We start from the raw sequence: 22,293 nt of genomic DNA, 5'->3' as shown, positions 1-22,293 counted from the left end.
GGTCTGCGAAGCGGGCGATCCTTCGCGCCCCCTCTCGAATGATTATTGGCTTTTTTCGCCAACGAGCGCGTCGAGGCGGGCGCGCAATGCCGCGACCTCCTCCTCGAGGGCCCGCACGCGCATTTCCATATCCGACGCCGGCGAGGACGACTGCAGGGGTGCTGCGGCAGCCGACAGCTGCGGCGGCCCGCTGAGCAGATGGACGTAGCGATCCTCGCGCTGGCCTGGGCCGCGATCGATCTGCTGCACCAGCGGTGGCCGGCGGCCGATCAGCAGATCGAGATTGCCGCGAAGCTCGTCGATCGACGGCAGCCGCGCCATGCGCTCGCTTCGCGCCAGCAATTCATAGGCCGTCTGCGGGCCGCGCAGCAGCAACAGGCCGAGCAGCGCGATCTGCGCCGAGGTCAGGGAAAAGCGCTGCGCCACGATATGCTCGTAGCGCTCGACGCGCGACGCGAACACTTGCCTGACGAGGCCCTTCTGCTCCAGCTGGCCAAGCGCCCGCCTGACCTCGGCAAGCTCGACCGACATTACCGGCTCGCGCGCCGTCTTCTGGTTGGCCGCCGCATTTGCCGCATTGAGCGTCAGCGGATAGACGTCCGGCGTCAGCTCCTTCTTCTCGATCAGGCAGCCGAGCACGCGGGCTTCGATGGGAGAGAGGATGGGAAGGTCGGAATCGGTCATAAGTTTGCTATCCTTTCGAACTCGGCGGGACAGCGCCCCCCTCTGTCCTGCCGGACATCTCCCCCTCTAGTGGGGAGATTGGCTGTCATCACCGCTTCGCCACTTTTCAAGGCTGCAGAAAGGGCGCTGTCCTCCAAGCTGCTAATCTCCCCCCTCAAGAGGCCTCAAGGGGGGAGATGTCCGGCAGGACAGAGGGGGGCGCGAAGGATCGCTGCGGACGAGACGATCTCGGCTGCAACCCGCCCGCCGCCTAAACCCGTCGCTCCACCATCATCTTCTTGATCTCGGCGATCGCCTTGGCCGGGTTGAGCCCCTTGGGGCAAGTCTGGGCGCAGTTCATGATGGTGTGGCAGCGATAGAGCCGGAACGGGTCTTCGAGATTGTCGAGCCGCTCGCCCGTCGCCTCGTCCCTGGAATCGATCAGCCAGCGATAGGCCTGCAGCAGCGTCGCCGGGCCGAGATAGCGCTCGCCGTTCCACCAGTAGCTCGGGCAGGAGGTCGAGCAGCAGGCGCACAATATGCACTCGTAGAGCCCGTCGAGCTTTTCGCGGTCCTCATGGCTCTGCAGCCATTCCTTGGCCGGCTCGGGCGACACCGTCTTCAGCCACGGCTCGATCGAGGCGTGCTGGGCGTAGAAATTGGTGAGGTCGGGCACCAGGTCCTTGACCACGGCCATGTGCGGTAGCGGATAGACCTTGATCGCGCCGGAAATGTCGTCGCAGCCCTTGGTGCAGGCCAGCGTGTTCGACCCGTCGATGTTCATGGCGCACGAGCCGCAAATGCCTTCGCGGCAGGAGCGGCGCAGCGTCAGCGTCGGATCGATCTTGTTCTTGATCCAGAGCAGCGCGTCGAGCACCATCGGCCCGCAATCGTCCATGTCGACGAAATACGTATCCATGCGCGGGTTCTCGTCATCGTCCGGCGACCAGCGGTAGATGCGATATTCGCGCAGGTTGGTCGCGCCCTCCGGCTTCGGCCAAGTTTTTCCGGCCATGATCTTCGAGTTTTTCGGAAGCGTGAGTTCGACCATTACCTCAGGTCCTTTCGGATGACGAGCTTCAGCCCGGACCAGATCTCGTTCACGGCGGCGACCTTGACGTCGACAAGGTCGAGCTTCAGCGCCTCTGTGCGGATAACGTCCTCGGTGACGTCGGTCGGCACTTTCGATGCCTTCTTCGGCCATGACACCCAGACCATGCCGTCCCGCTTGATTGCCGCTTCGACGTCGCCAAGACGGTCCTCGATCTCGACACGCTGCCGGGTGAAAGCATGTACGGCATCGTATTTCTCATGAACGCCCGAAATCGCCGACCAGTTGGCCAGCCGATCGAGCTCGGCAAAATCCACGGCTTCGGCCAAATCCTCGAGTTCGGCCGGCAAGGCGACGAAAGCGGCAATCATCCCGTCCTTCAGGCCGAGCTTGGCCGGAAGGGGCGTGCCGGAATATCCCGCAACCGCCAGCAGCCTCATCTCAATACACCCTGGCCTTCGGCGCGATCTTGGCCGGGTTGATGCCGCCGTCTGCTTCCTTGAGCAGCGTTTCGGTGTGCACCGGCCGGTAGGTGAGCGCCACCTCGCCGGCCTCGTTGAGCCGGGCCAGCGTATGCTTGCGCCAGTTGGCGTCGTCGCGGGCCGAAAAGTCCTCCCGCGCGTGCGCGCCGCGGCTTTCCTTGCGCGCCTCGGCGCCGTAGACGGTGGTGATGGCGTTGGCCATCAGGTTTTCCAGCTCCAGCGTCTCGACCAGGTCGGAGTTCCAGATCATCGAGCGGTCAAACACCTTGACGTCGCCGAGTTCACCCCAGATCTGGGAAATGCGCCTGCAGCCGCTTTCCAGCGAGTCCTGGGTGCGGAACACCGCCGCGTCCTCCTGCATCGCCTTCTGCATCTTTTCGCGCAACACCGCGGTCGGCGTCGAGCCGTTGGCGTGACGCAGCCGGTCGAAGCGGTCCATGATCTTTTCGACGGCGGCCTCGTTGGGCGAAGGGATCGCCGATGTGCGGTCGATCACCTGGCCGGCCCGGATTGCCGCCGCACGGCCGAACACCACCAGGTCGATCAGCGAGTTGGAGCCCAGCCGGTTAGCACCGTGCACCGAGGCGCAGCCGGCTTCGCCGACCGCCATCAACCCGGGCGACACCTGGTCCGGATTCGACGCCGTCGGGTTCAGCACCTCGCCCCAGTAATTGGTCGGCACGCCGCCCATATTGTAGTGGACCGTCGGCAGCACCGGGATCGGCTCCTTGGTCAGGTCGACGCCGGCAAAGATCTTTGCCGATTCCGAAATACCCGGAAGCCTCTCGTGCAGAACGGCCGGGTCGAGATGGTCGAGATGCAGGAAAATGTGATCCTTCTTCGGGCCGACGCCGCGGCCCTCGCGGATTTCCAGCGTCATGCAGCGCGAGACCACGTCGCGCGAAGCCAGATCCTTGGCTGACGGCGCGTAGCGCTCCATGAAGCGCTCGCCCTCGGAATTGACGAGATAGCCGCCCTCGCCGCGCGCGCCCTCGGTGATCAGGCAGCCGGCGCCGTATATGCCGGTCGGGTGGAACTGCACGAACTCCATATCCTGCAGCGGCAGGCTTGCGCGTGCGGCCATGCCGCCGCCATCGCCGGTGCAGGTATGCGCCGAGGTGGCCGAGAAATAGGCGCGGCCATAGCCGCCGGTCGCCAGCACCACCATCTTGGCCGAAAAGCGGTGGATGGTGCCGTCGTCGAGGTTCCAGGCGACGACGCCGGTGCAGGTGCCGTCCGGCTCCATGATCAGGTCGAGCGCGAAATACTCGATGAAGAACTGCGCATTGTGCTTCAGCGACTGGCCGTAGAGCGTGTGCAGCATGGCGTGGCCGGTGCGGTCGGCGGCCGCACAGGTGCGCTGCACCGGCGGCCCCTCGCCGAAATTCATCATCATTCCGCCGAACGGCCGCTGGTAGATTTTCCCGTCCTCGGTGCGGCTGAAGGGAACGCCGTAGTGCTCGAGCTCGTAGACCGCCGCCGGCGCTTCGCGCACCATGTATTCTTGAGCGTCGGTGTCGCCCAGCCAATCTGAGCCTTTGACGGTGTCGAAGAGATGCCACTGCCAGTTGTCGGGACCCATATTGGCGAGCGAGGCGGCGATGCCGCCCTGCGCCGCAACCGTATGCGAGCGCGTCGGGAACACTTTGGTGATGCAGGCGGTGCGCAGGCCCTGCTCGGCCATGCCGAGCGCGGCGCGCAGGCCGGCGCCGCCGGCGCCGACGACCACGACGTCGAATTTGTGATCGACATAGCTATAGGCGGAAGCCGTGTTGGCGTTCTTCGCGTCCTTGGCCAAAAAATCAGCCTCCAAATGCCAGTTTAAGCAGGGCGAAGACCGAAGCGACGCCGACGACTACGGGAAAGAATGTGTTGAGGGCGAGCAGCGCCAGCCTGGTGCCTTCGCCATGCACATAGTCTTCGATGATCGCCTGCATGCCGAGCCGCATGTGGTAGAGCACCGACAACAGCACCAGCGCCAGCACCAGTGCAACGAACGGATTGGCAAGTGCGGCGCGCACCTCGAGATAGCTGGCGCCGTTGAGTGCGATCAGGAAGCCGACGAAGAACAGGACCAGCGGGATATTGGAGATCGCCGTCAGCCGCTGGCGCCAGAAATGGCCGGTGCCCTCGCGGGCGGAACCGAGGCCGCGGACCTTGGCCAGCGGCGTGCGCATGTCGGTGTTCTTGCCGTTCATGTCAGGCTCCCCGCGCCATGTAGCCGGCGATCCAGATCAGCAGCGTCAGCGTGACCGAGCCGGCAAGCGTCGCCCAGGCGATCCTCGATGCCGTATGCTTTTCCAGCCCTGCCCCAGTGTCCCAGATAAGATGGCGCACACCGCCCAGCATGTGGTGCATCAGCGCCCAGCTGTAGCCGAACAGCACCAGCCGTCCCAGCCACGAGCCGAAGGCCCAGTTTACGGCGTTGAAGGTCGCCTCCGAGCTCGCCGCCGCCATCAGCCACAGCGCGACCAGCAGCGTGCCGAAATAGAGCGCCCCGCCGGTGATGCGGTGGACGATCGACATCGTCATGGTGATCGGCGGCCGATAGACGGTCAGATGCGGCGAAAGCGGCCGTTCACGCCTGGCAAATTCGCGGGTGGCTGGTGATTTGCTCATGGCTCCCCCAGTTCGGCGTCTCTGGAGCCTCAGGTGGGAATGCGGCATTACCGCTTCCGGTTGCGACTTCGGACAGCCGGTTTCTAATGCTCTTTTTGCACCGCGTCAAAGCCGGAAAACCGTTTCGAAAACGTAATTTAGTCTGATGAAAGCCAGGCTTTCAGCTTCAATCGATTAGGGCTGTCGCCTTGCGCCGGCACAATGTCGCCGCACTGCAAAATATGGCTGGCGCAAGGGGCGGATCAGCGCTTGCAGGCCAGCGGTGGTGCACCGCCCTTCATCACCAGCGCCTCACGCCCATCGATCACGATTGCGTCATGCGCCTCGCCGTAACGGCTGGTCTGATTGGCCGGTGAGGCCGGCAGCTCGGCGCTGGCGCCGTTCTGGCCGAGGACGCGCACCGACGTGCCGAGATTCTCGATGGTCATCACGCTGCCGTCGGCGCAGTTGTAAGTAGCTGTGCGCGGCTGCGGTGCCGTCGGTTCGCTAGCAGCCGGAGCAAGCGACACGGAAGCGGCGGCCGTGTTGCCGAGCTTGGGCGCGCTGGTCTGCGGCGCGCAGGCGGCTGCAGCCAGCAGCGGCGGAATGGCCAGCGCCATCCGAAACGTGCGGCGTAATCTCATGCTGCCTTCCCCACCGCGTATCGAGCCCGCCGCGATGCTCCGGCAAGCCACCGGATTTCATGCTTTTTGAGTCGCGCCCGATGCTGGGAATGGTGGGAACAAGGCGTGGCCGAATGATGGCCGGTGGGCGATCGGGTATTAACCATATTTTCCGAGACCTCGCCCGTGCTGCGGTTGCCCTCTTAACAAAGGTTAATAAAAGGTTAATTTCTGATTCGAGGAGGCTTGCCTCTCAGCAACTGGAGCAGCACGCCATGCATTCGAATTCAGCAGGATCGCGCCTTCCCTGGTTCCTATTGGCGGCGCTCGCCGTCGGCGTCGTCGCACCGGCATTCGCCGGGACGCGCCATCATGACCGCGTCTATGCCGATTCCTTCGGCAATCTCGTCATCGACAGCGCCGCCGGCTACAAGCGTATCCTCGTTGGCGAGGGCAAGCTGGCCAAGGAATTGTCCGACTACACCAGCGCCGGCCAGCCCGACGTGATCTACGAAAACGAATCGGACGATGTCCGCGGCGGCGACTGCTATAGGCCGCCGGTTTTCGTCAAGGGCCGCAGCTATATGTACGGCCTCTCCGACGGCGAAATGCCGGAGCTCAGCCCCTGCCGCTGACGGCCATGCCGCCCTTGGTTGACGGCGCCGGCAGGGCAACAGCCGGCCCCACCGAGACACGCACGCAATCGCGACCGCTGCCCTTCGCCTGATAGAGCGCTTTGTCGGCGCGCCGCAGCAGGTCGGAAAAGCTTTCGCCCGGACCAAGCTCGGCAACGCCGAAGCTGGCGCTGCAGCGGTGATCCGCGGGCAGGCAGTCGATCGGCGTGGCACCGAAGGCGCTCCGCGTGCCCTCGGCAAAGAGCCGGGCGGCGGCTAGATTGGTCCCCGGCAGGAAAATCGCGAATTCCTCGCCGCCGATGCGGCCGGCGACATGATGGTCGGCCGCGGCATCGCGGAGAAAACCGGCAAAGGTCTCGATGACCCGATCGCCCGACGCGTGGCCGTAAGTATCGTTGATGCGCTTGAAATGGTCGAGATCGGCAATGACCAGTGCCGCTGGAACGGCGCGCCGCATGGCGTCACGCAGTGCGATCTCGGCATGGCGCTCGAAGCCGCCACGGTTGAGCAGCCGCGAAAGCGTGTCGGTTTCCGATTTCGACGTCGCCTCGGCGAGCACGTCGCGGACCAGGATAGCCAATGTCACCAGCGCAAGCGCCAGGCCGAACACGGTGCCGACCGACTGCGACACCAACGCATAGCTGGTCTGCGCATAAGATTGCGGGTTGGCACCCCAGCCACCAAGCGCATGGGCGATGAAGGGTTTGCTGGCGAACTGCAAGGTGCTGGCCGCCAGGACAGCCATCAGCATATAGTCGAGCTGCTCGCGTCTTTGCCTGGACGACAAGACGATCGCCAGCCCGGTGAACTGCATGGCCGCATAGGGAAGCTGGTAGGCCGCCATTCGCACAAAGGATTGGCGTGGCAGGTCCTGCACGAAGTAGACCGCGAGGGTGGCGAAGACCAGGAAGAACAGCATCGGCGGCCAAGGCGGCGAAACGCGGTATTTATGGGCAAGCCCGCCATTGAAGGCGACGGTAGCGCCAAGGAAGGCGGCAAAGGCGGCGACAACCACGGGGCGCGCATTGTCGAAGGCAGGAATGCTGAACTCGATCGCGAAATAAGCCGTGCCGAGCACATAGCCGAACGCCAGCCAGCGTGCCGACACCCGGCCGGCGTCATAGACCGTGATCGTCATGAAGGCCGCCGCCAGCAGCCCGGCAACGAACAGGTTGATCAGCAGGATGAAATTAGCGCTGCCCATGGCGTTTTGGCACTCCCCCGAACAGCAAATCACCAACGCGCGAAAAAGACGTTAATTCGAAGCCGTCGCTGACGCTCAGCCAGCACTGGTCCTATTGGGAAGGACGACCGTCTCAGGCCGCTGATAGGACAGGCATACGCTGTCGCGGCCACTCCTTTTGGCTCTGTAGAGCGCTTCGTCGGCGCGGCGCATCAGCGGGTCCAGCCCTTCGTCGCTGGCGCGGGCGGCCACGCCGAAGCTGGCGGTCACTCTTGTCTCGGGCGGAAGCCCGTCGATTCTGTCCGCCGAATAGAGCGTGCGAATGGTTTCGGCAAACAGTCTTGCCGCGCCAAGGTCGCTGAGCGGCAAAAGCACGGCGAACTCTTCGCCGCCGATGCGGCCGGCAACGCCGCGCGTACCTGCAGCCGACAGAAGCTTGGCAGCGAAGTCGGCGATGACGCGATCGCCGGCCGCGTGGCCATGTTGATCGTTGAGCGCCTTGAAATGATCGAGATCGGCAAGCACCAGAGCAACCGGCAATTGCGCCGTGGCACAGTGCTGCAGGACAAGCATGGCGCGCTCCTCGAAGCCGCGGCGGTTGAGCAGGCCCGACAGCGGGTCTGTCAGGGTTTCGGTCTTCAGGGCCTTCATCACATCGAGCGCGGCGGCGCCGAACAGGCAAAGCGCAATAAGCAGCGACAGCAATGCATGCGACAGCAGAGCCGTCGTCCAGTAGGACGAGGAGTAAAGCCCTTCATAGCTGGTGAACGGCCCATGCGCGATGACGACGGCAAGCGTCCGCGCCAGGAAGTTCAGGCCGGAAAGCAGCGACAGCACGAACAGGATCATTTCTGTCGGGCCGTTGTTGCGCACCACGCGCAACTCGGCGGCGACAACCAGGCTGATGCCGCCGAAGCTGAAATTGATGGCAAGGATGCGCCAGGTGAGATCCGGCCGGGCAAAAAGAAACCACGAGAACGCGGCCAGGCCGCCGCAGGCCAGAATGCCGACCGCCGGGTAAGGCACGCGCCGCCCATAGCGCGCAATGACCGCGCCGGCGAGACAGCAGGTGGCGAAGGTGAAGCACAGGATCGAGATGAGCTTGGTCGGCGCCATGCCGACCGGCAGCGTGAAATACTGGAGCAGGAAGCCTGCGGCCGAGGCCGAGTAGCCCGCCGCCAGCACAGCCAGATAGGGACGGTGGCGCTGATAGAACCACAGCACGAGAAATGCCGCGCCGAGTGTGAGGGCGATGCCTGGATTGAGCAGCGCTATGAGCAGGCCGGTGTCCAAGCGCTGTAATTTCCCCTCGCTTCCCCTTGGAGGACCTTAGAGCGGAAGCCCAAACAAGCGGTTAAGCGAAAGCGAATATACGACAGGTGCGTCGACAAAGCCGCTGGGCGGAACCGCGAACGGCGAGCGGCGTTTCACGACGGCAACCAGGAGACGCTCCGATGGCCGACGCGATCATGCTGACCGATCACGATGCAATTCGCTCATGGGCCGCGGCACGCGCCGGCTTTCCGGCGATCGTCGACGTGTCGCCCGAAGCCGGAACGCAGCCCATGCTGAGGCTGGTCTTCGGCCAGCATGCCTATCAGGACCAGGATGAGGCCGAACGTCCGGTCAATGCCGGCGGCTACGAACTGGTCGAATGGGATGAATGGTTCAAACTCTTCGACGAGCGCCAACTGGCGCTGGTCGTCGCAAAGGACCAACCCGGCCGCCGTGAGGGATTCCACGAATTCGTCAGGCGGCCCGACTGAAGAATGCCCGAACCGCATTGCGCCTCGGGCTCCTCATATCCGACTGCGCGCGCCTGCCCTATTTCCACTCGCGGATGTCGACGAAATGGCCGGCGATCGCCGCCGCCGCGGCCATTGCCGGCGACACCAGATGGGTCCGGCCCTTGAAGCCTTGGCGCCCTTCGAAATTGCGGTTCGAGGTCGAGGCGCAGCGCTCATGCGGCTTCAGCCGGTCGTCGTTCATGGCAAGGCACATCGAGCAGCCCGGCTCACGCCAGTCAAAGCCGGCGGCGACAAAGATCTTGTCGAGGCCTTCGGCCTCTGCCTGTTCCTTGACCAAGCCGGAGCCCGGCACGATCATCGCACTGACCCGCGGATTGACTTGTCTGCCCTCGATCACCTTGGCGGCGGCGCGCAGATCCTCGATGCGGCCATTGGTGCAGGAGCCGATGAAGACGCGATCGAGTTCGATATCGGTGATCTTGGTGCCCGGCTTCAGGCCCATATAGTCGAGTGCGCGCTGCTTGGAGGTGCGCTTGTTCTCATCAGTGATGTCGTCCGGGTTCGGCACGATGCCTTGCACCGAGACCACGTCCTCGGGCGAGGAGCCCCAGGAGACGATCGGCGGCAGCTTTGCCGCGTCGAGCACGACCACCTTGTTGAAATGCGCGCCTTCGTCGGACTGCAGCGTCTTCCAGTAGGCGAGCGCGGCGTCCCAGGCTTCGCCCTTGGGGGCGCGCGGCTTGTCCTTGACATAGGCGAAGGTGGTCTCGTCGGGCGCGATCAGGCCGGCGCGCGCGCCGGCTTCGATCGACATGTTGCAGATCGTCATGCGGCCTTCCATCGACAGCGCACGGATTGCCTCGCCCGCATATTCGATGACATAGCCGGTGCCGCCGGCCGTGCCGATCTCGCCGATGATGGCGAGGATGATGTCCTTGGCGGTGACGCCTTCCGGCAGTGCGCCGTCGACGCGCACCAGCATGTTCTTGGCCTTGCGCTGGATCAGCGTCTGCGTCGCCAGCACATGCTCGACTTCCGAGGTGCCGATGCCATGCGCCAGCGCCCCGAACGCGCCATGCGTCGAGGTGTGACTGTCGCCGCAGACGATGGTCATGCCGGGCAGCGTAAAGCCTTGCTCGGGACCGATGATGTGGACGATGCCCTGGCGGATATCCTTCTCGGAATAATATTCGATACCGAAATCCTTGGCGTTCTTGGCCAGCGCCTCGACCTGGATGCGGCTTTCCTCGTTCTTGATGCCGAACTTGCGCTCGGGCGAGGTCGACACATTGTGGTCGACCACGGCCAGCGTCTTTTCCGGATGCCGAACCTTGCGGCCGGTCATGCGCAGGCCTTCGAAAGCCTGCGGGCTGGTGACTTCGTGGACCAGATGGCGGTCGATATAGAGCAGGCAGGTGCCGTCGTCCTGGCGGTCGACGACATGGTCGTCGAAAATCTTGTCGTAGAGGGTGCGCGGTGCGCTCATTTGCTTAAATCCGTCGATTTAAAAAGGGAAAACGACGCCGGTCGGACCGGCGAAACAGCCTGGCGAGTCCGCCCTAGCTAAGTCGGCTGGTCAGCGCCCCGCAGACGCGCGCGGAAAATCGCGACGGCAGGCGTTTTCTGTCCTGCAGCACGAAACCCTTATAGGCCGGATCGCCAAAAAGCTCTTCCATGGCGCTGCTCATATCAATGTTTTGGCTTTTCAGCAATCGTGGCGGCCTTCGCAGGCGCTTCACAGCACCTCGAACACAAACGTCTTCACCAGCGCGTCGGGCTCGGCGATTGCGTAGCAGCGGAACCACGGGCTCTCCTCGACCGGCCGCCATTTTTTCGCCTGCTCCAGTTCGCCAAACACGGCCTTGAACCCGCCGCTTTCAAACACCTGATCGCGGACCGTGAAGATGGCGTGGCCGCCCGTCCTGGTGATGCGTATCAGTTCACGCAGGCCCGACGCCGGTGCGTGGCTGATGGTGAACACGCCGGTCGAGAAAAAGGCGCGGAAATACCCGTCCGCCCAAGGCAATGGCCCGCCGAGCATCGCCTGTTTCAGCTCGCTGTAGGCCTGCCGGCTGCCGGCGATTTTCAGCATGTCCTGCGACAGGTCGAGCCCGGCAATATCGTGGTAGCCGAGTGCCTTGAGCGACGGCCCCGACAGGCCGGTGCCGCAACCGGCGTCGAGCAGCGGCCCTTCGCCCGGCGGCACATGGCGCGCCACCCAGGCGGTGATCAGGAACGGCAGGAGATAGCCGAGCGCCGCGGTTTCGCCGTCATAGGTCGCGGCCCATTGCGCATAGGCCTTGGCGAGCGTCTCAGGCGTGTCGGCCGTATAGACCGCTTCCAGCGCCGCATTGGCCTTGTCGATGATCATGGGTCCTCCCCGGTCGCGTCCGCTCGATGGTAGCGCCGTTTTCGCCTGCCTTCTATTCCCCATGCTGGTGGCGCAGCCGCTTCTCCAGCGCCCGCAAGGCCAACGACAGGCCGACGGTCAGGATGAGATAGATATAGGCGACGATCGAATAGGTTTCGAAGAAGCGGAACGAGCCGGCGGCGTAGATCTTGCCCATCTGGGTGATGTCGGCGACGCCGAGCACCGAGACCAGCGAGGAATCCTTGACCATGGCGACGAAATCATTGCCGAGCGGCGGCATGATAGTGCGGATCGCCTGCGGAAAGATGACCAGCCGGAAGCGCTGGGTGCGCGTCAGCCCGAGCGCCTTGGCCGCTTCGATCTGCCCCTTCTCGACCGCCTGGATACCGGCGCGGAACACCTCCGAGATGAAGGCCGAATAGCCGATGGTCAGCGCCATGACGGCGCGCCAAAGCAACGACACGTCGCGTACCAGCAGCTCACCGAAGAGGCCGGCGCTTTGCAGCGGCGCCATCAGCGCGTTCCATGCCGCGACGAAGGCCGGCGCGCCGGCAAAGGCGATCCAGAACAACAGCACCAGCATCGGCACGCCGCGGATGATCTCGACGTACAAGCGGGCGATCTGGCTGAGCCAGCGTGAGCCCGACAGGCCCATCAGCGCGACGCCGAGGCCGATCGCGCAAGCCAGCGCGAAGGCGACCACCGTGACGAAGATGGTGACGCCGATGCCCTTGGCGACGGTTGCGAAGACCTGGGCATAGACGTCGCTGGCAGCGATGAAGATGGCGGCGGCCAAGGCGATCGCCACGGCCACGGCAAGCCACCACGGGAAGTCGGATTTGGCTGAGGCGAGAGGCGCCGACGGCATCAAGCGGTACCGATAACAGAGTCACGAAGGCAGCGTTCTGTCACACCCCCCTCTGGCCTGCCGGCCATCTCCCCCTCAAGGGGGGAGATCGGCAGCTTTGACCTCGCGGCCCGTTCTGCAACACTGAAAATTGGCGAAAGCCGATGCGAAATCCGATCTCCCCCCTTGAGGGGGAGATGTCCGGCAGGACAGAGGGGGGTGTACGAGCGCAGAGTCAGCGCGAGTTCCCGCGCACAATCGTCATGAAATGCGCGCAACAAGCGGGCCTACTGCCCCATCTTGTAATCAAGGAACCACTTCTTGTTGAGCGCGTCGAGCGTACCGTCGGCCTTGAGCGCGGCGATTGCCGCGTTGACCGGCTTCACCAGGTCGGAGCCCTTGGGGAAGATGAAGCCGAAATCCTCGGTGCCGAGTGGGCCGCCGATCAGCTTAAGGCCGCCATTGGACGCATCGACATAGCCCTTGCCGGCAGTGCCGTCGGTGAGCACGACGTCGACGTCGCCGGCCTTCAGCGCCTGCACCGTCGCGCCGAATGTCTCGAACAGCTTGATGCGCGGGTTCTGCTCGTTGCCGTCGAGCACGCTGTAGACGGCGGTGTAGAAGGGCGTGGTGCCGGCCTGCGCGCCGATCAGCCCGTCCTTGAAGGCGGCGAACGTCTTTGCATCGGTGAAGCGCTTCTCGTCGCCGCGCACCAGCATGAACTGTTCCGAGCGCATATACGGATCGGAGAAATCGACCTTCTGCTTGCGGTCGTCCTTGATGGTGATGCCGGTCATGCCGATGTTGTACTGATTGTCGGAAACCGCCTGGATCATCGCGTCCCAGGAGGTATTCTGGTACTCGACCTTGAAATTCAGCCGTTTGGCGATCTCGTTCATCGCGTCATATTCCCAACCGATCTGCTTGCCGGTCTTGGCATCGATGAACTGCAGCGGCGGATAGGCGTTTTCGGTCACCACCACCACTTTCTTGCCGCCGAGGTCGGGCAGCGCCTGCGCCAGAGCCGCGACAGGCACGAGAAGGCAAGCCAGCAGGCCGGCCAGCAGCAGTTTCGAATTGATCATGACGATGCTCCCCAGGAACTGAACCGCCTCGATCGGCCGAGGCATGCAGGAAATCCGGCGCCGACTTTAGCTTTCCGCCGGCGCCTTGCAAGCCGCTCCGATGCGGCGTTCGGCACGAAAATGGATTTCAATGCTTTCAACGGCGGCATTACGGAACGATCCGTATCGATTGCGGCCGATGCAGCCCGGCAAAATAGAATCCGCCTCGCGAAACAAAAAGGCGGCCGAAGCCGCCTTTCCGAAAATACGTTCTTGAAGAGCCTTATTCGGCGGCAGCTGCTTCCGCGGCCTTGGCGGCCTCGTCGGCGGCCTTCTTCTCGGCGGCGTCCTGCGCGGCCTTCTCGGCGGCCAGCGCCTGGGCGGCGGCCACTTTCTCGGCCTCGATGCGCGCCTTCTCGGCGTTCAGCGCATCGCGCTCTTCGTCGTTCAGCTTGCGGGCGCGCACGCCGGTGTTTTCCGAAATGCGGGCCGATTTGCCGCGACGGTCACGCAAATAGTACAGCTTGGCGCGACGCACCTTGCCGCGGCGCACGATCTCGACGCCTTCGACCATCGGTGAATAGACCGGGAACACCCGCTCCACGCCTTCGCCGTAGGAGATCTTGCGGACGGTGAAGTTTTCCTGGAAGCCGGCGCCGGCGCGGGCGATGACGACGCCCTCATAGGCCTGGACGCGGGTGCGGGTGCCTTCGGTCACACGGACCTGGACGCGCACGGTATCGCCGGGCTGGAATTCGGGGAGCTTGCGCTTGGCTTCGATCTTGGCGGCCTGCTCGGCCTCGAGCTGACGGAGGATGTCCATCTCAATAATCCACTTCTTGTTCTTCCGACAGTCAGAGCGTCCGACACTCGCCTTGCAGTCGCATCGACCGCTCGGCTATGCCCTTCGTTCGAGAACTTCTGTTCGAGAACATCGGGCAGGGGCGACTACACCGTCATTGTTGACGGGCCAGAAGATCGCTCTTGGCATATTTTCTTCCGGTTCGGCGCGCACATACAGCTATTTCGGCGCTTTGTCACGCCTTCGCTGTTTCTTTTTTGGCGCTGTTCTTTTTGGCTGAGGCCGCTGTGGCAATCCCGTGATCGCTTGTGGTCCAGGGGGTTGCGCCCGCGCGTCAAGCTTCCTAAGCCGGAAGATAAGCATTTTCCTCCAGCGACGACACCCTCATGCCAATCTTGGACGCGGTCCTGCTCTTTCTCGCCGGCTTTCTATCAGGCGCGGTCAATGCCGTTGCCGGCGGCGGCACGTTCATAACCTTTGGCGCCATGACCCTGGCCGGCCTGCCGCCGATCGTCGCCAATGCGACATCGTCGGTGACGCAATTTCCTGGCTACATCACCTCGACGCTCGCCTATTGGCACGACATCAAGCATTTCTGGCGTGGCGCACTGCTGCTCAGCCTCATTTCGGCTCTCGGTGCGCTGTCTGGCGCGCTCATCCTTCTAGGGCTCGACAACCCGTCGTTCCGCGCCTTGGTGCCGTGGCTGCTGCTGGCGGCAACCGCATTGTTCGCTGCCGGGCCATGGCTGAAGCCGGCGCCCAAGCCGGAGCATGAGGCCGCGGTAGGTTCGCTGGTCGGGTCGCTGGCGCAGTTCGCCACCGCCGTCTATGGCGGCTTCTTCGGCGCCGGCATGGGCGTCATGATGCTGGCGACGCTCGGTCTCACCCAGTCCGGCGACTATCACCGGCTGAACGCATTGAAGAACATGCTGGCCGTGGTCATTGCTGCGGTTGCCATCCTCGTCTTCGTCTCGGGCGGCGTCATTGCCTGGCTGCAGGCGATCATCATGATCCCGGGTGGCGCGCTGGGTGGCTATGCCGGCGTCTGGATCGCCAGGCGCGTGCCGCAGAACGCGGTGCGCGGCTTCGTCATCGCCGTCGGCCTGTTCCTGGCTTTCTACTATTTCGATAAGGGCTGAGCGGCTGACAGATCCGGGCGTCGCTCCTTCGTCAGCCTCTCCGCTTCGGCCCGCCGCCACGCCGCGATCTTCCTGTGATTGCCCGAAATCAGCACTTCGGGGATCGGCCGCCCCTCGAATTCCTGCGGCCGTGTGTAATGCGGATGTTCGAGCAGGCCGTTTTCAAAGCTCTCTTCCTCGCCCGATTCCGCATTGCCCATGACGCCGGGCAGCAGGCGCACCACGGCGTCGAGCAGCACCAGTGCCGCCGGCTCGCCGCCGGACAGGATGAAGTCGCCGATCGAAACTTCTTCGAGGCCGCGCGCCTCAATGACCCGCTGGTCGACGCCTTCGAAGCGGCCGCAGACGATCACCGCACCCGGCCCAGCGGCGAGTTCGCGCACGCGTGCCTGGTTCAGCGGCTTGCCGCGCGGGCTCATCAGCAGGCGCGGACGTGGATCGGCTGCCGGCGAGGCATGGTCAATGGCGCTGGCCAGCACGTCTGCCCGCATCACCATGCCGGCGCCGCCGCCGGCCGGCGTGTCATCGACGGTACGGTGACGATCGCTGGCAAAGTCGCGGATCTGGATCGTTTCGAGCGACCAAATGCCGGTCTCGAGGGCGCGGCCGGCCAGCGACAGGCCAAGCGCGCCGGGAAACATCTCGGGATAGAGCGTCAGCACCGAAGCCGAAAAACTCACCGGTTGCCTCCGGCGTCCCTCGGCCCGCGCGGCCTGCCCCTGGGGTCGAAACCGTCGTCAGCGGGAGGCTCGCCGTCCTCATCCTCGACCAAACCTGCGGCGGCTGGATCAACGCGGACAAAGCCGCCGGCGATCGACACTTCCGGAACGGCGGCCTGAGTGAACGGGATGAGCACGCCCTTGCGCCCCGCCAGCGTCACGTCGAGAATGTCGCCGCCGCCGAAATTGTGCACGGCGACGACCTTGCCGACGACCGCACCGGTGTCGTCCTTGACCTCCAGTCCGACGAGGTCGGCATGGTAGAATTCATCCTCTTCGCCCTCATCGGGCAACACCGAACGATCGACGAACAATTCGGTGCCGGCCAGCGCCTCGGCGGCATTGCGGTCGTTGACGCCTTTGAAGCGCACCACCACCACGGTGTTGGCGGGCCTGATGTCAACGATCTGGAAGGCGCGGCCGTCCCTGGCGTAGAGGGGACCGTAATCGGCCAGCGCCAGCGGGTCGCCGGTAAAGCTCTTGACGCGCAATTCGCCCTTGATGCCGTGCGCGGCACCGATCACGGCCATCTGGACGGGGTTTTGCGGCTTGCTCATCTGCGGAAAATCCTTTGCCTTGCTCTAACCCCAGCCCGTCGTCATTTCAATGACGCCGCTCTTCACCGCTTCCTAACCCGCGTGCCGGAAGATGGCGGGGAACTGGAAGAGTGCAATGCAGGAATTCCTCATATCGGCAAAACCCGACCTGCAGGCGGCGCGCGAGGCCTGGCTGAAGATGCTGGCGCGCGAACGCCGGCTGTCGCCCGAAACCGTCGAGGCTTATGAGCGCGACACACGCCAGTTCCTGCATTTCCTGACCGGCCATTGCGGCGGCTCGCCCGGCATTTCCGACATCGCCGATCTGCGCCCCGCCGATTTGCGCGGCTTTCTCGCTGCCCGCCGTGCTGAGGGCGCCGGCGCCCGCACGCTCGGGCGCGGGCTGGCCGGCATCCGCTCGCTGTTGCGTTTCCTGGAAAGGCGCGGCCTCGCCAATGCGGCAGGTGCGACAGCCTTGCGCGCGCCGCGGCAGCCGAAATCGCTGCCCAAGCCGCTGACCGCAAGCGATGCAAAACACGTCGTCTCGGTGGAAGGCCAACTGGCGGAGGAGCCGTGGATTGCCGCGCGCAACGCCGCCGTGCTGACCCTGCTCTATGGGTCCGGTTTGCGGATTTCCGAGGCGCTCGGCCTGTCGAGCGCCGATCTTTCCTCACCTGGTGATACCGTGCTGCGCGTCACCGGCAAGGGTGGCAAGACCCGGCTGGTGCCGGTGCTGCCGGTGGCGCTGCGGGCGATTGCCGAATACCGCCGCCTCTGCCCTTGGCATCTCGATCCCAAGGGCCTGCTGTTTCGCGGTGCCCGCGGCGGCCCACTCAACCCGGCAATCGTCCAGCGCGACATGGCCAAGCTGCGCTCGGCGCTCAACCTGCCCGACACGGCGACGCCGCATGCGCTGCGCCATTCCTTCGCCACGCATCTGCTAGGGCGCGGCGGCGACCTGCGCACCATCCAGGAGTTGCTCGGCCACGCCAGCCTGTCGACAACCCAGATATACGCCGGCGTCGACACCGCCAGGCTGCTCGAGATTTACGAAGCAGCTCATCCTCGTGCGTGATCGATGCATGTGTCGGTGGCCATCTCGCAACAATTTTGATGCGCCGGTTAACCGTTTTGCCGCTTTTTGCGCCTAGAACCGCAGCATGAAACGCCTCATCGCCATCGCCGACCGCGCGACCCATATGTCGCTGAAGCTGCTCGTCGCGCTCAACGCCCTGTTTTTCCTCTCTTTCCTCATCGTCGCGCTGCTCGCGGCGGGCAAGGCACGCGCCGAGACTTCGGCCTGCACCGGTAGCGATATGCTGAGCGCGCTGCAAAAGGACGACCCGGCTGCCTACCGCAAGATCGAGGCGGAGGCGGCAGCGACGCCGAACGGCAAGGGCCTGCTGTGGAAGCTCGAAAAATCGGGCGAAAAACCGTCCTTCCTGTTCGGCACCATGCACGTTGCCGACCCGCGCGTCACCACGCTGCCACCCGCCGCGCAGGAGGCATTCGATGCGGCTGGCACCGTCATCATCGAGACCACCGAAGTGCTCGACAAGCAGAAGATGATGGCAGCAATGCTGAAAGAGCCGGATCTGATGATGTTCACCGACAAGACGACGCTTTCGTCGCTGCTGTCGCCGGAGGATGCGGCGGTGGTCAACAAGGCGCTCGATGCGCGTGGCATCCCGCCAGCGACCGTCGCCAAGATGAAACCTTGGTTGCTGTCGGCGATGGTGGCGCTACCTGCATGCGAAGTAGCTCGCCAGGCTGGCGGTGCGCCGGTGCTCGACGTCAAGCTTGCCAAGGACGCCGAGGCTTCGGGCAAATCGGTCGAGGGGCTGGAGACAATCGCCGACCAGCTGCGCGCCATGGCTTCGCTGCCGATCGCCTTTCACCTGAAGGGGCTGGTCGATACGCTGAAGCTTGGCGACAAGGTGAACGACGTCAACGAAACCATGATCGTGCTTTACCGGCGTGGCGACACTGGCATGTATGTACCGCTGTTTCGGGCTGTCGTCCCCGAACAGGTCGACGACCAATCGGGTTACGCCGAATTCGAGCAGACCATGATCACCAGCCGCAACAAGGTGATGGTCGATCGTGCAGCGCCGATCCTCGCCCACGGCAATGTCTTCATGGCGGTCGGCGCCATGCACCTTCCCGGAGCGCAAGGCTTGGTCGAGGGTTTCCGCAAGACCGGCTATACGGTGACCGCCGTCAACTGAACGACACGGCGGAGTTGCACACCGAATCATTGCCGAGGCGGGATCAGCCCTTACGCGTGGCGCGACGGCGGACCAGCCGCGCTTCGTGCCAAGAAACCGAAAAAGGTTCGGTTTGGCTCGATCGAACCCATTTTGCGGTGGAAATGCATGCCTGCGAGCGATTCCGGATCAGAATTGCCCTGTTTTCGGCGTTTTCAACGCCTAATGTGAAACCGATTCAACGATTGTACGTTGATGGCTATTACTTGATGTTTTTCATCCACGGAGGACACTTTTATGGCGAACACACCCAATCCGAACGACCCATTCACCTCGCCGGGCTCCGCACGGCCAAGCGGCGGCGGCAGCGGCTGGCTGATTGCCCTGGTCGTCGTTATCCTGGCAATTGTCGCCTATTATGTTTTTGGAAGACGTAGCGAGGCACCTGCGCCTGCCGAACCGCCCGCAGCCAGCACACCGGCTCCCGCCCCAGCGCCCGCCGAGCCGATGAAACCAGCCGAACCGGCTCCTGCGCCAGCTCCGGCAACACCCGCTCCGGCTCCGGCTCCGGCTCCGGCCCCTGCGCCCGCCCCGGCCCCGGCCCCGGCACCAGCACCAGCACCAGCGCCGGCACCGGCTCAGTGATCAGACTGCTGATTTAATATATGAACGGTCCGCTGAAAGGCGGGCCGTTTTTTTGAGAGCAGCCGTCGATGCTCTGAGCTGCGATTAGCCATGGGCTAACTTCATCTCCGTCATCCAGCGCGGAGCAGGAGCGAAGCGACATCGCGGAGACCCTGGAATCCATCTGCGGTTGAGAATGGAAGCCGTCTGTGGTGACCCTTCGCGCCCCTCTCTGTCCTGCCGGACATCTCCCCACTTGGGGCCACTTGGGGGGAGATTGGCTATTTCGCCAATCGCCACCGTCGCCTGCGATTCAACCGCTCAGATATGGATCGGCTTGAAGAACGTCGCCAATGCCGCCTCCTTTACCGCTTCCGACATTGTCGGATGGGCGTGACAGGTGCGGGCTAGGTCTTCCGACGAGCCGCCAAATTCCATCAGCACGGCCGCCTCGTGGATCATCTCGCCGGCGCCGAAGCCGACGATGTGGACGCCGAGTACACGGTCGCTGGCCTTGTCGGCCAGGATTTTCACAAAGCCGTCGGTGTGCAGCATGGCGCGCGCGCGGCCATTGGCGCTGAACGGGAATTTTCCGGCCTTGTAGTCGATGCCGGCCTTCTTCAATTCTTCTTCGGTCTTGCCGATCGTGGCGATTTCCGGCGTCGTGTAGACGACGCTCGGAATCACGTCATAGTTCACATGACCGGCCTGGCCGGCGATGGTCTCGGCCACCGCCACGCCCTCGTCTTCGGCCTTGTGGGCAAGCATCGGCCCGGCGATGACATCGCCGATGGCGTAGATGCCGGGCACGTTGGTCCTGAGATGGCCGTCGGTCTTGACCCGGCCGCGCTCGTCGACGTCGACGCCGGCCTCCTTCAGCCCGAGAGCGTCCGAATAGGCCCGTCGTCCCGTCGCAATCAGCACCGCGTCCGCCTCGATCGTCTCGGCTGCTCCGCCCTTGACCGGCTCGAAGGTAACCGTCGCCCCCTTCTTGGCCTTGGCGACGCCGGTCACCTTGGCGCCCAGCCTGAATTCAAAGCCCTGCTTCGACAGCAGGCGCTGGAACTGCTTGGAGACCTCGCCATCCATGCCGCCCAGGATGGTGTCGAGGAACTCGACCACGGTGACCTTGGCGCCGAGCCGCGCCCATACCGAGCCGAGCTCCAGACCGATGACACCACCACCGACCACCACCAGATGGCCCGGCACCTTGTCCAGCGACAGCGCGCCGGTCGACGAGACGATCACCTTCTCATCGAAATCGACCTTGACGCCGGGAATGCCGGCGACGTCGGAGCCGGTGGCGATGACGATGTTCTTGGTCTCGATCTCCTCGACCTTGCCGTCATCGGAGGTCACCGACACCTTGCCGGCCGCAACCACCTTGCCGGTGCCACGAAAACTGTCGATCTTGTTCTTCTTGAACAGGAAGGCGACGCCATTGACGTTGGCCGTCACCGTCGCATCCTTGTGTGCCATCATCTTCCCAAGGTTGAGCTTGGGCGCGCCGATCTCGACGCCGAGCGCCTCGAAGGAATGGCCGGCCTCGGCAAACATCTCGGACGCATGCAGCAGCGCCTTTGACGGGATGCAGCCGATGTTGAGGCAGGTACCGCCGAAGGTCGGGTTCTTTTCGACCACCGCCGTCTTCAGACCGAGCTGCGCCGCCTTGATGGCGCAGACATAGCCGCCTGGTCCCGATCCGATGATAACGACGTCATAGGCCATGATACTGTCCCCTTTTGCTTTAGCGGCCGCCGCCGATTTCCAGATTGGCGCCGGTTGTGTAGGACGCCTCGTCCGACAGCAGCCAGAGAATTGCGGCTGCGACTTCCTCGGCGGTGCCGACGCGCTGCATAGGCACCACCTTGCGCATTCTCTCGACGCGATCCGGCTGCCCGCCGGAGGCATGAATTTCGGTGTCGATGATGCCCGGGCTGACCGCGTTGACACGAATGCCTTCGCCGGCCACTTCGCGGGCAAGCCCGATGGTGAAGGAATCGACCGCGCCCTTGGAGGCGGCGTAGTCGACATATTGACCCGGCCCGCCAAGCCTTGCCGCGATCGAAGAAACATTGGCGATGGCACCACCCTTGCCGCCATGCCTGGTCGACATCCGCTTCACCGCCTCGCGGGCGCAAAGCATCGGCGCGATCACATTGATGCGCATCATGCGCTCCAGCCTTGCAGCGCTAAGCTCGTCGATGCGCGCGCTCTGGTCGACCACGCCGGCATTGTTGACGAGCGCGTCGAGCCGACCGAAACGGCCATCGACAGCCTCGAACATGGCCAATACGTCCGTCTCGCTGCCGACATCGGCCTTGACTGTGAAGGCTTCTCCGCCAGCAGCCTCGATGTCGGCGACCACCGTTTCGGCGGCTTTTGCATTCGACGCGTAATTGACCGCAATGCGATAGCCGGCCCTGGCGGCAAGCCTGCATGTAGCGGCGCCAATGCCGCGGCTGCCGCCGGTCACCAGCAGGATCTTTCCGCTCGCGCTCATTCCTGACATCCCTTCAGGGCAAAGACGTCCCAGGGCACCTTGGAAAAGCCGTTGGCGCCATAGGCCGCCGACATCTGCAACGACGCTCCCAAGTCAGGCAAGATCAGCTTCTTCGGCGCATCCTTTCCTTCGCCCGGCAGCAACGTGATATCGCCCTGGTCGTCGGCAGTGTAGATGACGCCCTCCCACACGGTGCAGGCGGCGAGCTCGTCGCCGGTGACGTCGCCGGCCGGGCATTTGTACATCAGCGAGCCATGCGGCCGCGCCGCGCCCTCGGTCCACATGACGATGCCGTCGAGCACGACGCCCTTGTCGAATACCATCTTGAAGCTGTTGGTGACGGCGGCCGACTCGCCGGTCGGCCTGAAATCGATCTCGGCGGCGTTTTCAGGATCGCCATAGACGGCGAGCTCGAGCGGGCAGGCGGCGTGCGCGGCCGCCGGGATCATCGCCGCGCCGACCGCTATCGATGCGGTCGACAGGCTTTCGGACAAGAAA

At 64.0% G+C, this 22,293-nt stretch carries 24 protein-coding genes; 5 read left to right on the top strand and 19 right to left on the bottom strand.

Going from position 1 to position 22,293, the window contains the following annotated elements; translation table 11 throughout:
- Positions 1-42 precede the first annotated feature (42 nt).
- The 7 genes from NKH33_RS15765 to NKH33_RS15735 form a co-directional block, all read right to left on the bottom strand.
- Positions 43-684 (bottom strand): YceH family protein, encoded by a 642-nt coding sequence (locus NKH33_RS15765; protein ID WP_352920464.1) that lies wholly within the window; start codon positions 682-684, stop codon positions 43-45.
- Between the two features lie 250 nt (positions 685-934).
- Entirely contained in the window at positions 935-1,714 is a 780-nt protein-coding gene (locus NKH33_RS15760) for a succinate dehydrogenase iron-sulfur subunit (protein WP_292663232.1), read from the bottom strand.
- Positions 1,714-2,154 carry a DUF3052 family protein gene (locus NKH33_RS15755; RefSeq protein ID WP_352470790.1) on the bottom strand — a complete coding sequence of 147 codons (441 nt, stop codon included), beginning with the start codon at positions 2,152-2,154 and terminating at the stop codon, positions 1,714-1,716. Before NKH33_RS15755 ends, NKH33_RS15760 begins: the two co-directional genes overlap by 1 nt.
- A gap of 1 nt (position 2,155) precedes the next feature.
- Complete coding sequence (sdhA, locus tag NKH33_RS15750; RefSeq protein ID WP_352615442.1) at positions 2,156-3,994, bottom strand: succinate dehydrogenase flavoprotein subunit; 1,839 nt, start codon at positions 3,992-3,994, stop codon at positions 2,156-2,158.
- Between the two features lie 4 nt (positions 3,995-3,998).
- Entirely contained in the window at positions 3,999-4,394 is a 396-nt protein-coding gene (gene sdhD / locus NKH33_RS15745; RefSeq protein ID WP_292663226.1) for a succinate dehydrogenase, hydrophobic membrane anchor protein, read from the bottom strand.
- 1 nt (position 4,395) lies between these two features.
- Positions 4,396-4,815 carry a succinate dehydrogenase, cytochrome b556 subunit gene (gene sdhC / locus NKH33_RS15740; protein WP_292663224.1) on the bottom strand — a complete coding sequence of 140 codons (420 nt, stop codon included), beginning with the start codon at positions 4,813-4,815 and terminating at the stop codon, positions 4,396-4,398.
- A gap of 242 nt (positions 4,816-5,057) precedes the next feature.
- Positions 5,058-5,438: a hypothetical protein gene (locus NKH33_RS15735; RefSeq protein WP_352470792.1), complete on the bottom strand. Its 381-nt coding sequence runs from the start codon at positions 5,436-5,438 to the stop codon at positions 5,058-5,060.
- Between the two features lie 254 nt (positions 5,439-5,692).
- Here NKH33_RS15735 and NKH33_RS15730 point away from each other — a divergent pair, with 254 nt between their 5' ends.
- On the top strand, positions 5,693-6,052 hold the full coding sequence (locus NKH33_RS15730; protein WP_352450158.1) for a hypothetical protein: 360 nt from the start codon (positions 5,693-5,695) through the stop codon (positions 6,050-6,052).
- On the opposite strand, the gene NKH33_RS15725 is transcribed toward NKH33_RS15730, so the two are convergent.
- Positions 6,036-7,256, bottom strand: a complete 1,221-nt coding sequence (locus NKH33_RS15725) for a GGDEF domain-containing protein (RefSeq protein WP_352920460.1) — start codon at positions 7,254-7,256, stop codon at positions 6,036-6,038. The two genes, NKH33_RS15730 and NKH33_RS15725, sit on opposite strands and share 17 nt — an antisense overlap.
- 75 nt (positions 7,257-7,331) lie before the next feature.
- Positions 7,332-8,528 (bottom strand): GGDEF domain-containing protein, encoded by a 1,197-nt coding sequence (locus tag NKH33_RS15720; RefSeq protein ID WP_352767386.1) that lies wholly within the window; start codon positions 8,526-8,528, stop codon positions 7,332-7,334.
- Positions 8,529-8,689: 161 nt separating this feature from the next.
- Here NKH33_RS15720 and NKH33_RS15715 point away from each other — a divergent pair, with 161 nt between their 5' ends.
- Positions 8,690-9,001 carry a hypothetical protein gene (locus tag NKH33_RS15715; RefSeq protein WP_352920459.1) on the top strand — a complete coding sequence of 104 codons (312 nt, stop codon included), beginning with the start codon at positions 8,690-8,692 and terminating at the stop codon, positions 8,999-9,001.
- Between the two features lie 58 nt (positions 9,002-9,059).
- Here the strand turns inward: NKH33_RS15715 and leuC are convergent, their stop codons facing one another.
- The 5 genes from leuC to rplS all read right to left on the bottom strand — a co-directional run bounded on the left by leuC (position 9,060) and on the right by rplS (position 14,088).
- Positions 9,060-10,469, bottom strand: coding sequence for a 3-isopropylmalate dehydratase large subunit (gene leuC, locus NKH33_RS15710; protein ID WP_352470795.1), 1,410 nt, complete (start codon positions 10,467-10,469; stop codon positions 9,060-9,062).
- A 249-nt stretch (positions 10,470-10,718) separates the two neighbouring features.
- A complete protein-coding gene (locus tag NKH33_RS15705; protein WP_352920456.1) occupies positions 10,719-11,354 on the bottom strand; it encodes a class I SAM-dependent DNA methyltransferase in 636 nt (211 codons plus the stop codon).
- Positions 11,355-11,406: 52 nt separating this feature from the next.
- Positions 11,407-12,222, bottom strand: coding sequence for an amino acid ABC transporter permease (locus NKH33_RS15700; protein WP_352920453.1), 816 nt, complete (start codon positions 12,220-12,222; stop codon positions 11,407-11,409).
- Between the two features lie 266 nt (positions 12,223-12,488).
- On the bottom strand, positions 12,489-13,286 hold the full coding sequence (locus tag NKH33_RS15695; protein WP_031212709.1) for a transporter substrate-binding domain-containing protein: 798 nt from the start codon (positions 13,284-13,286) through the stop codon (positions 12,489-12,491).
- 262 nt (positions 13,287-13,548) lie between these two features.
- Positions 13,549-14,088 (bottom strand): 50S ribosomal protein L19, encoded by a 540-nt coding sequence (rplS, locus tag NKH33_RS15690; RefSeq protein ID WP_254817835.1) that lies wholly within the window; start codon positions 14,086-14,088, stop codon positions 13,549-13,551.
- A gap of 365 nt (positions 14,089-14,453) precedes the next feature.
- Between rplS and NKH33_RS15685 the strand changes: the two genes are divergently transcribed.
- A complete protein-coding gene (locus NKH33_RS15685; protein WP_023679781.1) occupies positions 14,454-15,206 on the top strand; it encodes a sulfite exporter TauE/SafE family protein in 753 nt (250 codons plus the stop codon).
- On the opposite strand, the gene trmD is transcribed toward NKH33_RS15685, so the two are convergent.
- The gene (trmD, locus tag NKH33_RS15680) at positions 15,188-15,886 is read right to left on the bottom strand and encodes a tRNA (guanosine(37)-N1)-methyltransferase TrmD (RefSeq protein WP_352685327.1); all 699 of its coding nucleotides are present in this window, start codon (positions 15,884-15,886) and stop codon (positions 15,188-15,190) included. The genes NKH33_RS15685 and trmD overlap by 19 nt on opposite strands.
- A complete protein-coding gene (gene rimM, locus NKH33_RS15675; protein ID WP_352685328.1) occupies positions 15,883-16,482 on the bottom strand; it encodes a ribosome maturation factor RimM in 600 nt (199 codons plus the stop codon). The genes trmD and rimM overlap by 4 nt, the downstream gene beginning before the upstream one ends.
- A 115-nt stretch (positions 16,483-16,597) precedes the next feature.
- On the opposite strand from rimM, the gene NKH33_RS15670 reads away from it, so the two are divergent.
- Positions 16,598-17,536, top strand: a complete 939-nt coding sequence (locus NKH33_RS15670; RefSeq protein ID WP_352920449.1) for a tyrosine recombinase XerC — start codon at positions 16,598-16,600, stop codon at positions 17,534-17,536.
- Positions 17,537-17,621: 85 nt separating this feature from the next.
- Positions 17,622-18,689: a TraB/GumN family protein gene (locus NKH33_RS15665; protein ID WP_352920446.1), complete on the top strand. Its 1,068-nt coding sequence runs from the start codon at positions 17,622-17,624 to the stop codon at positions 18,687-18,689.
- Positions 18,690-19,613: 924 nt separating this feature from the next.
- Here the strand turns inward: NKH33_RS15665 and lpdA are convergent.
- Genes lpdA through NKH33_RS15650 form a run of 3 tightly spaced genes read right to left on the bottom strand, consistent with a single transcriptional unit; the run spans position 19,614 to position 22,244 of the window.
- Entirely contained in the window at positions 19,614-21,020 is a 1,407-nt protein-coding gene (gene lpdA, locus NKH33_RS15660; protein ID WP_352767376.1) for a dihydrolipoyl dehydrogenase, read from the bottom strand.
- A gap of 19 nt (positions 21,021-21,039) precedes the next feature.
- Positions 21,040-21,795 (bottom strand): SDR family oxidoreductase, encoded by a 756-nt coding sequence (locus tag NKH33_RS15655; protein WP_352615455.1) that lies wholly within the window; start codon positions 21,793-21,795, stop codon positions 21,040-21,042.
- Complete coding sequence (locus NKH33_RS15650) at positions 21,792-22,244, bottom strand: hypothetical protein (protein WP_352920583.1); 453 nt, start codon at positions 22,242-22,244, stop codon at positions 21,792-21,794. The genes NKH33_RS15655 and NKH33_RS15650 overlap by 4 nt, the downstream gene beginning before the upstream one ends.
- Between the last annotated feature and the right edge of the window lie 49 nt (positions 22,245-22,293).

The sequence above is a fragment of the Mesorhizobium sp. M1182 genome (assembly GCF_040318335.1).
Lineage (GTDB): Bacteria > Pseudomonadota > Alphaproteobacteria > Rhizobiales > Rhizobiaceae > Mesorhizobium.
Note: the sequence above shows the minus strand (reverse complement) of the source record. Positions and strands in the feature narration are given on the sequence as shown.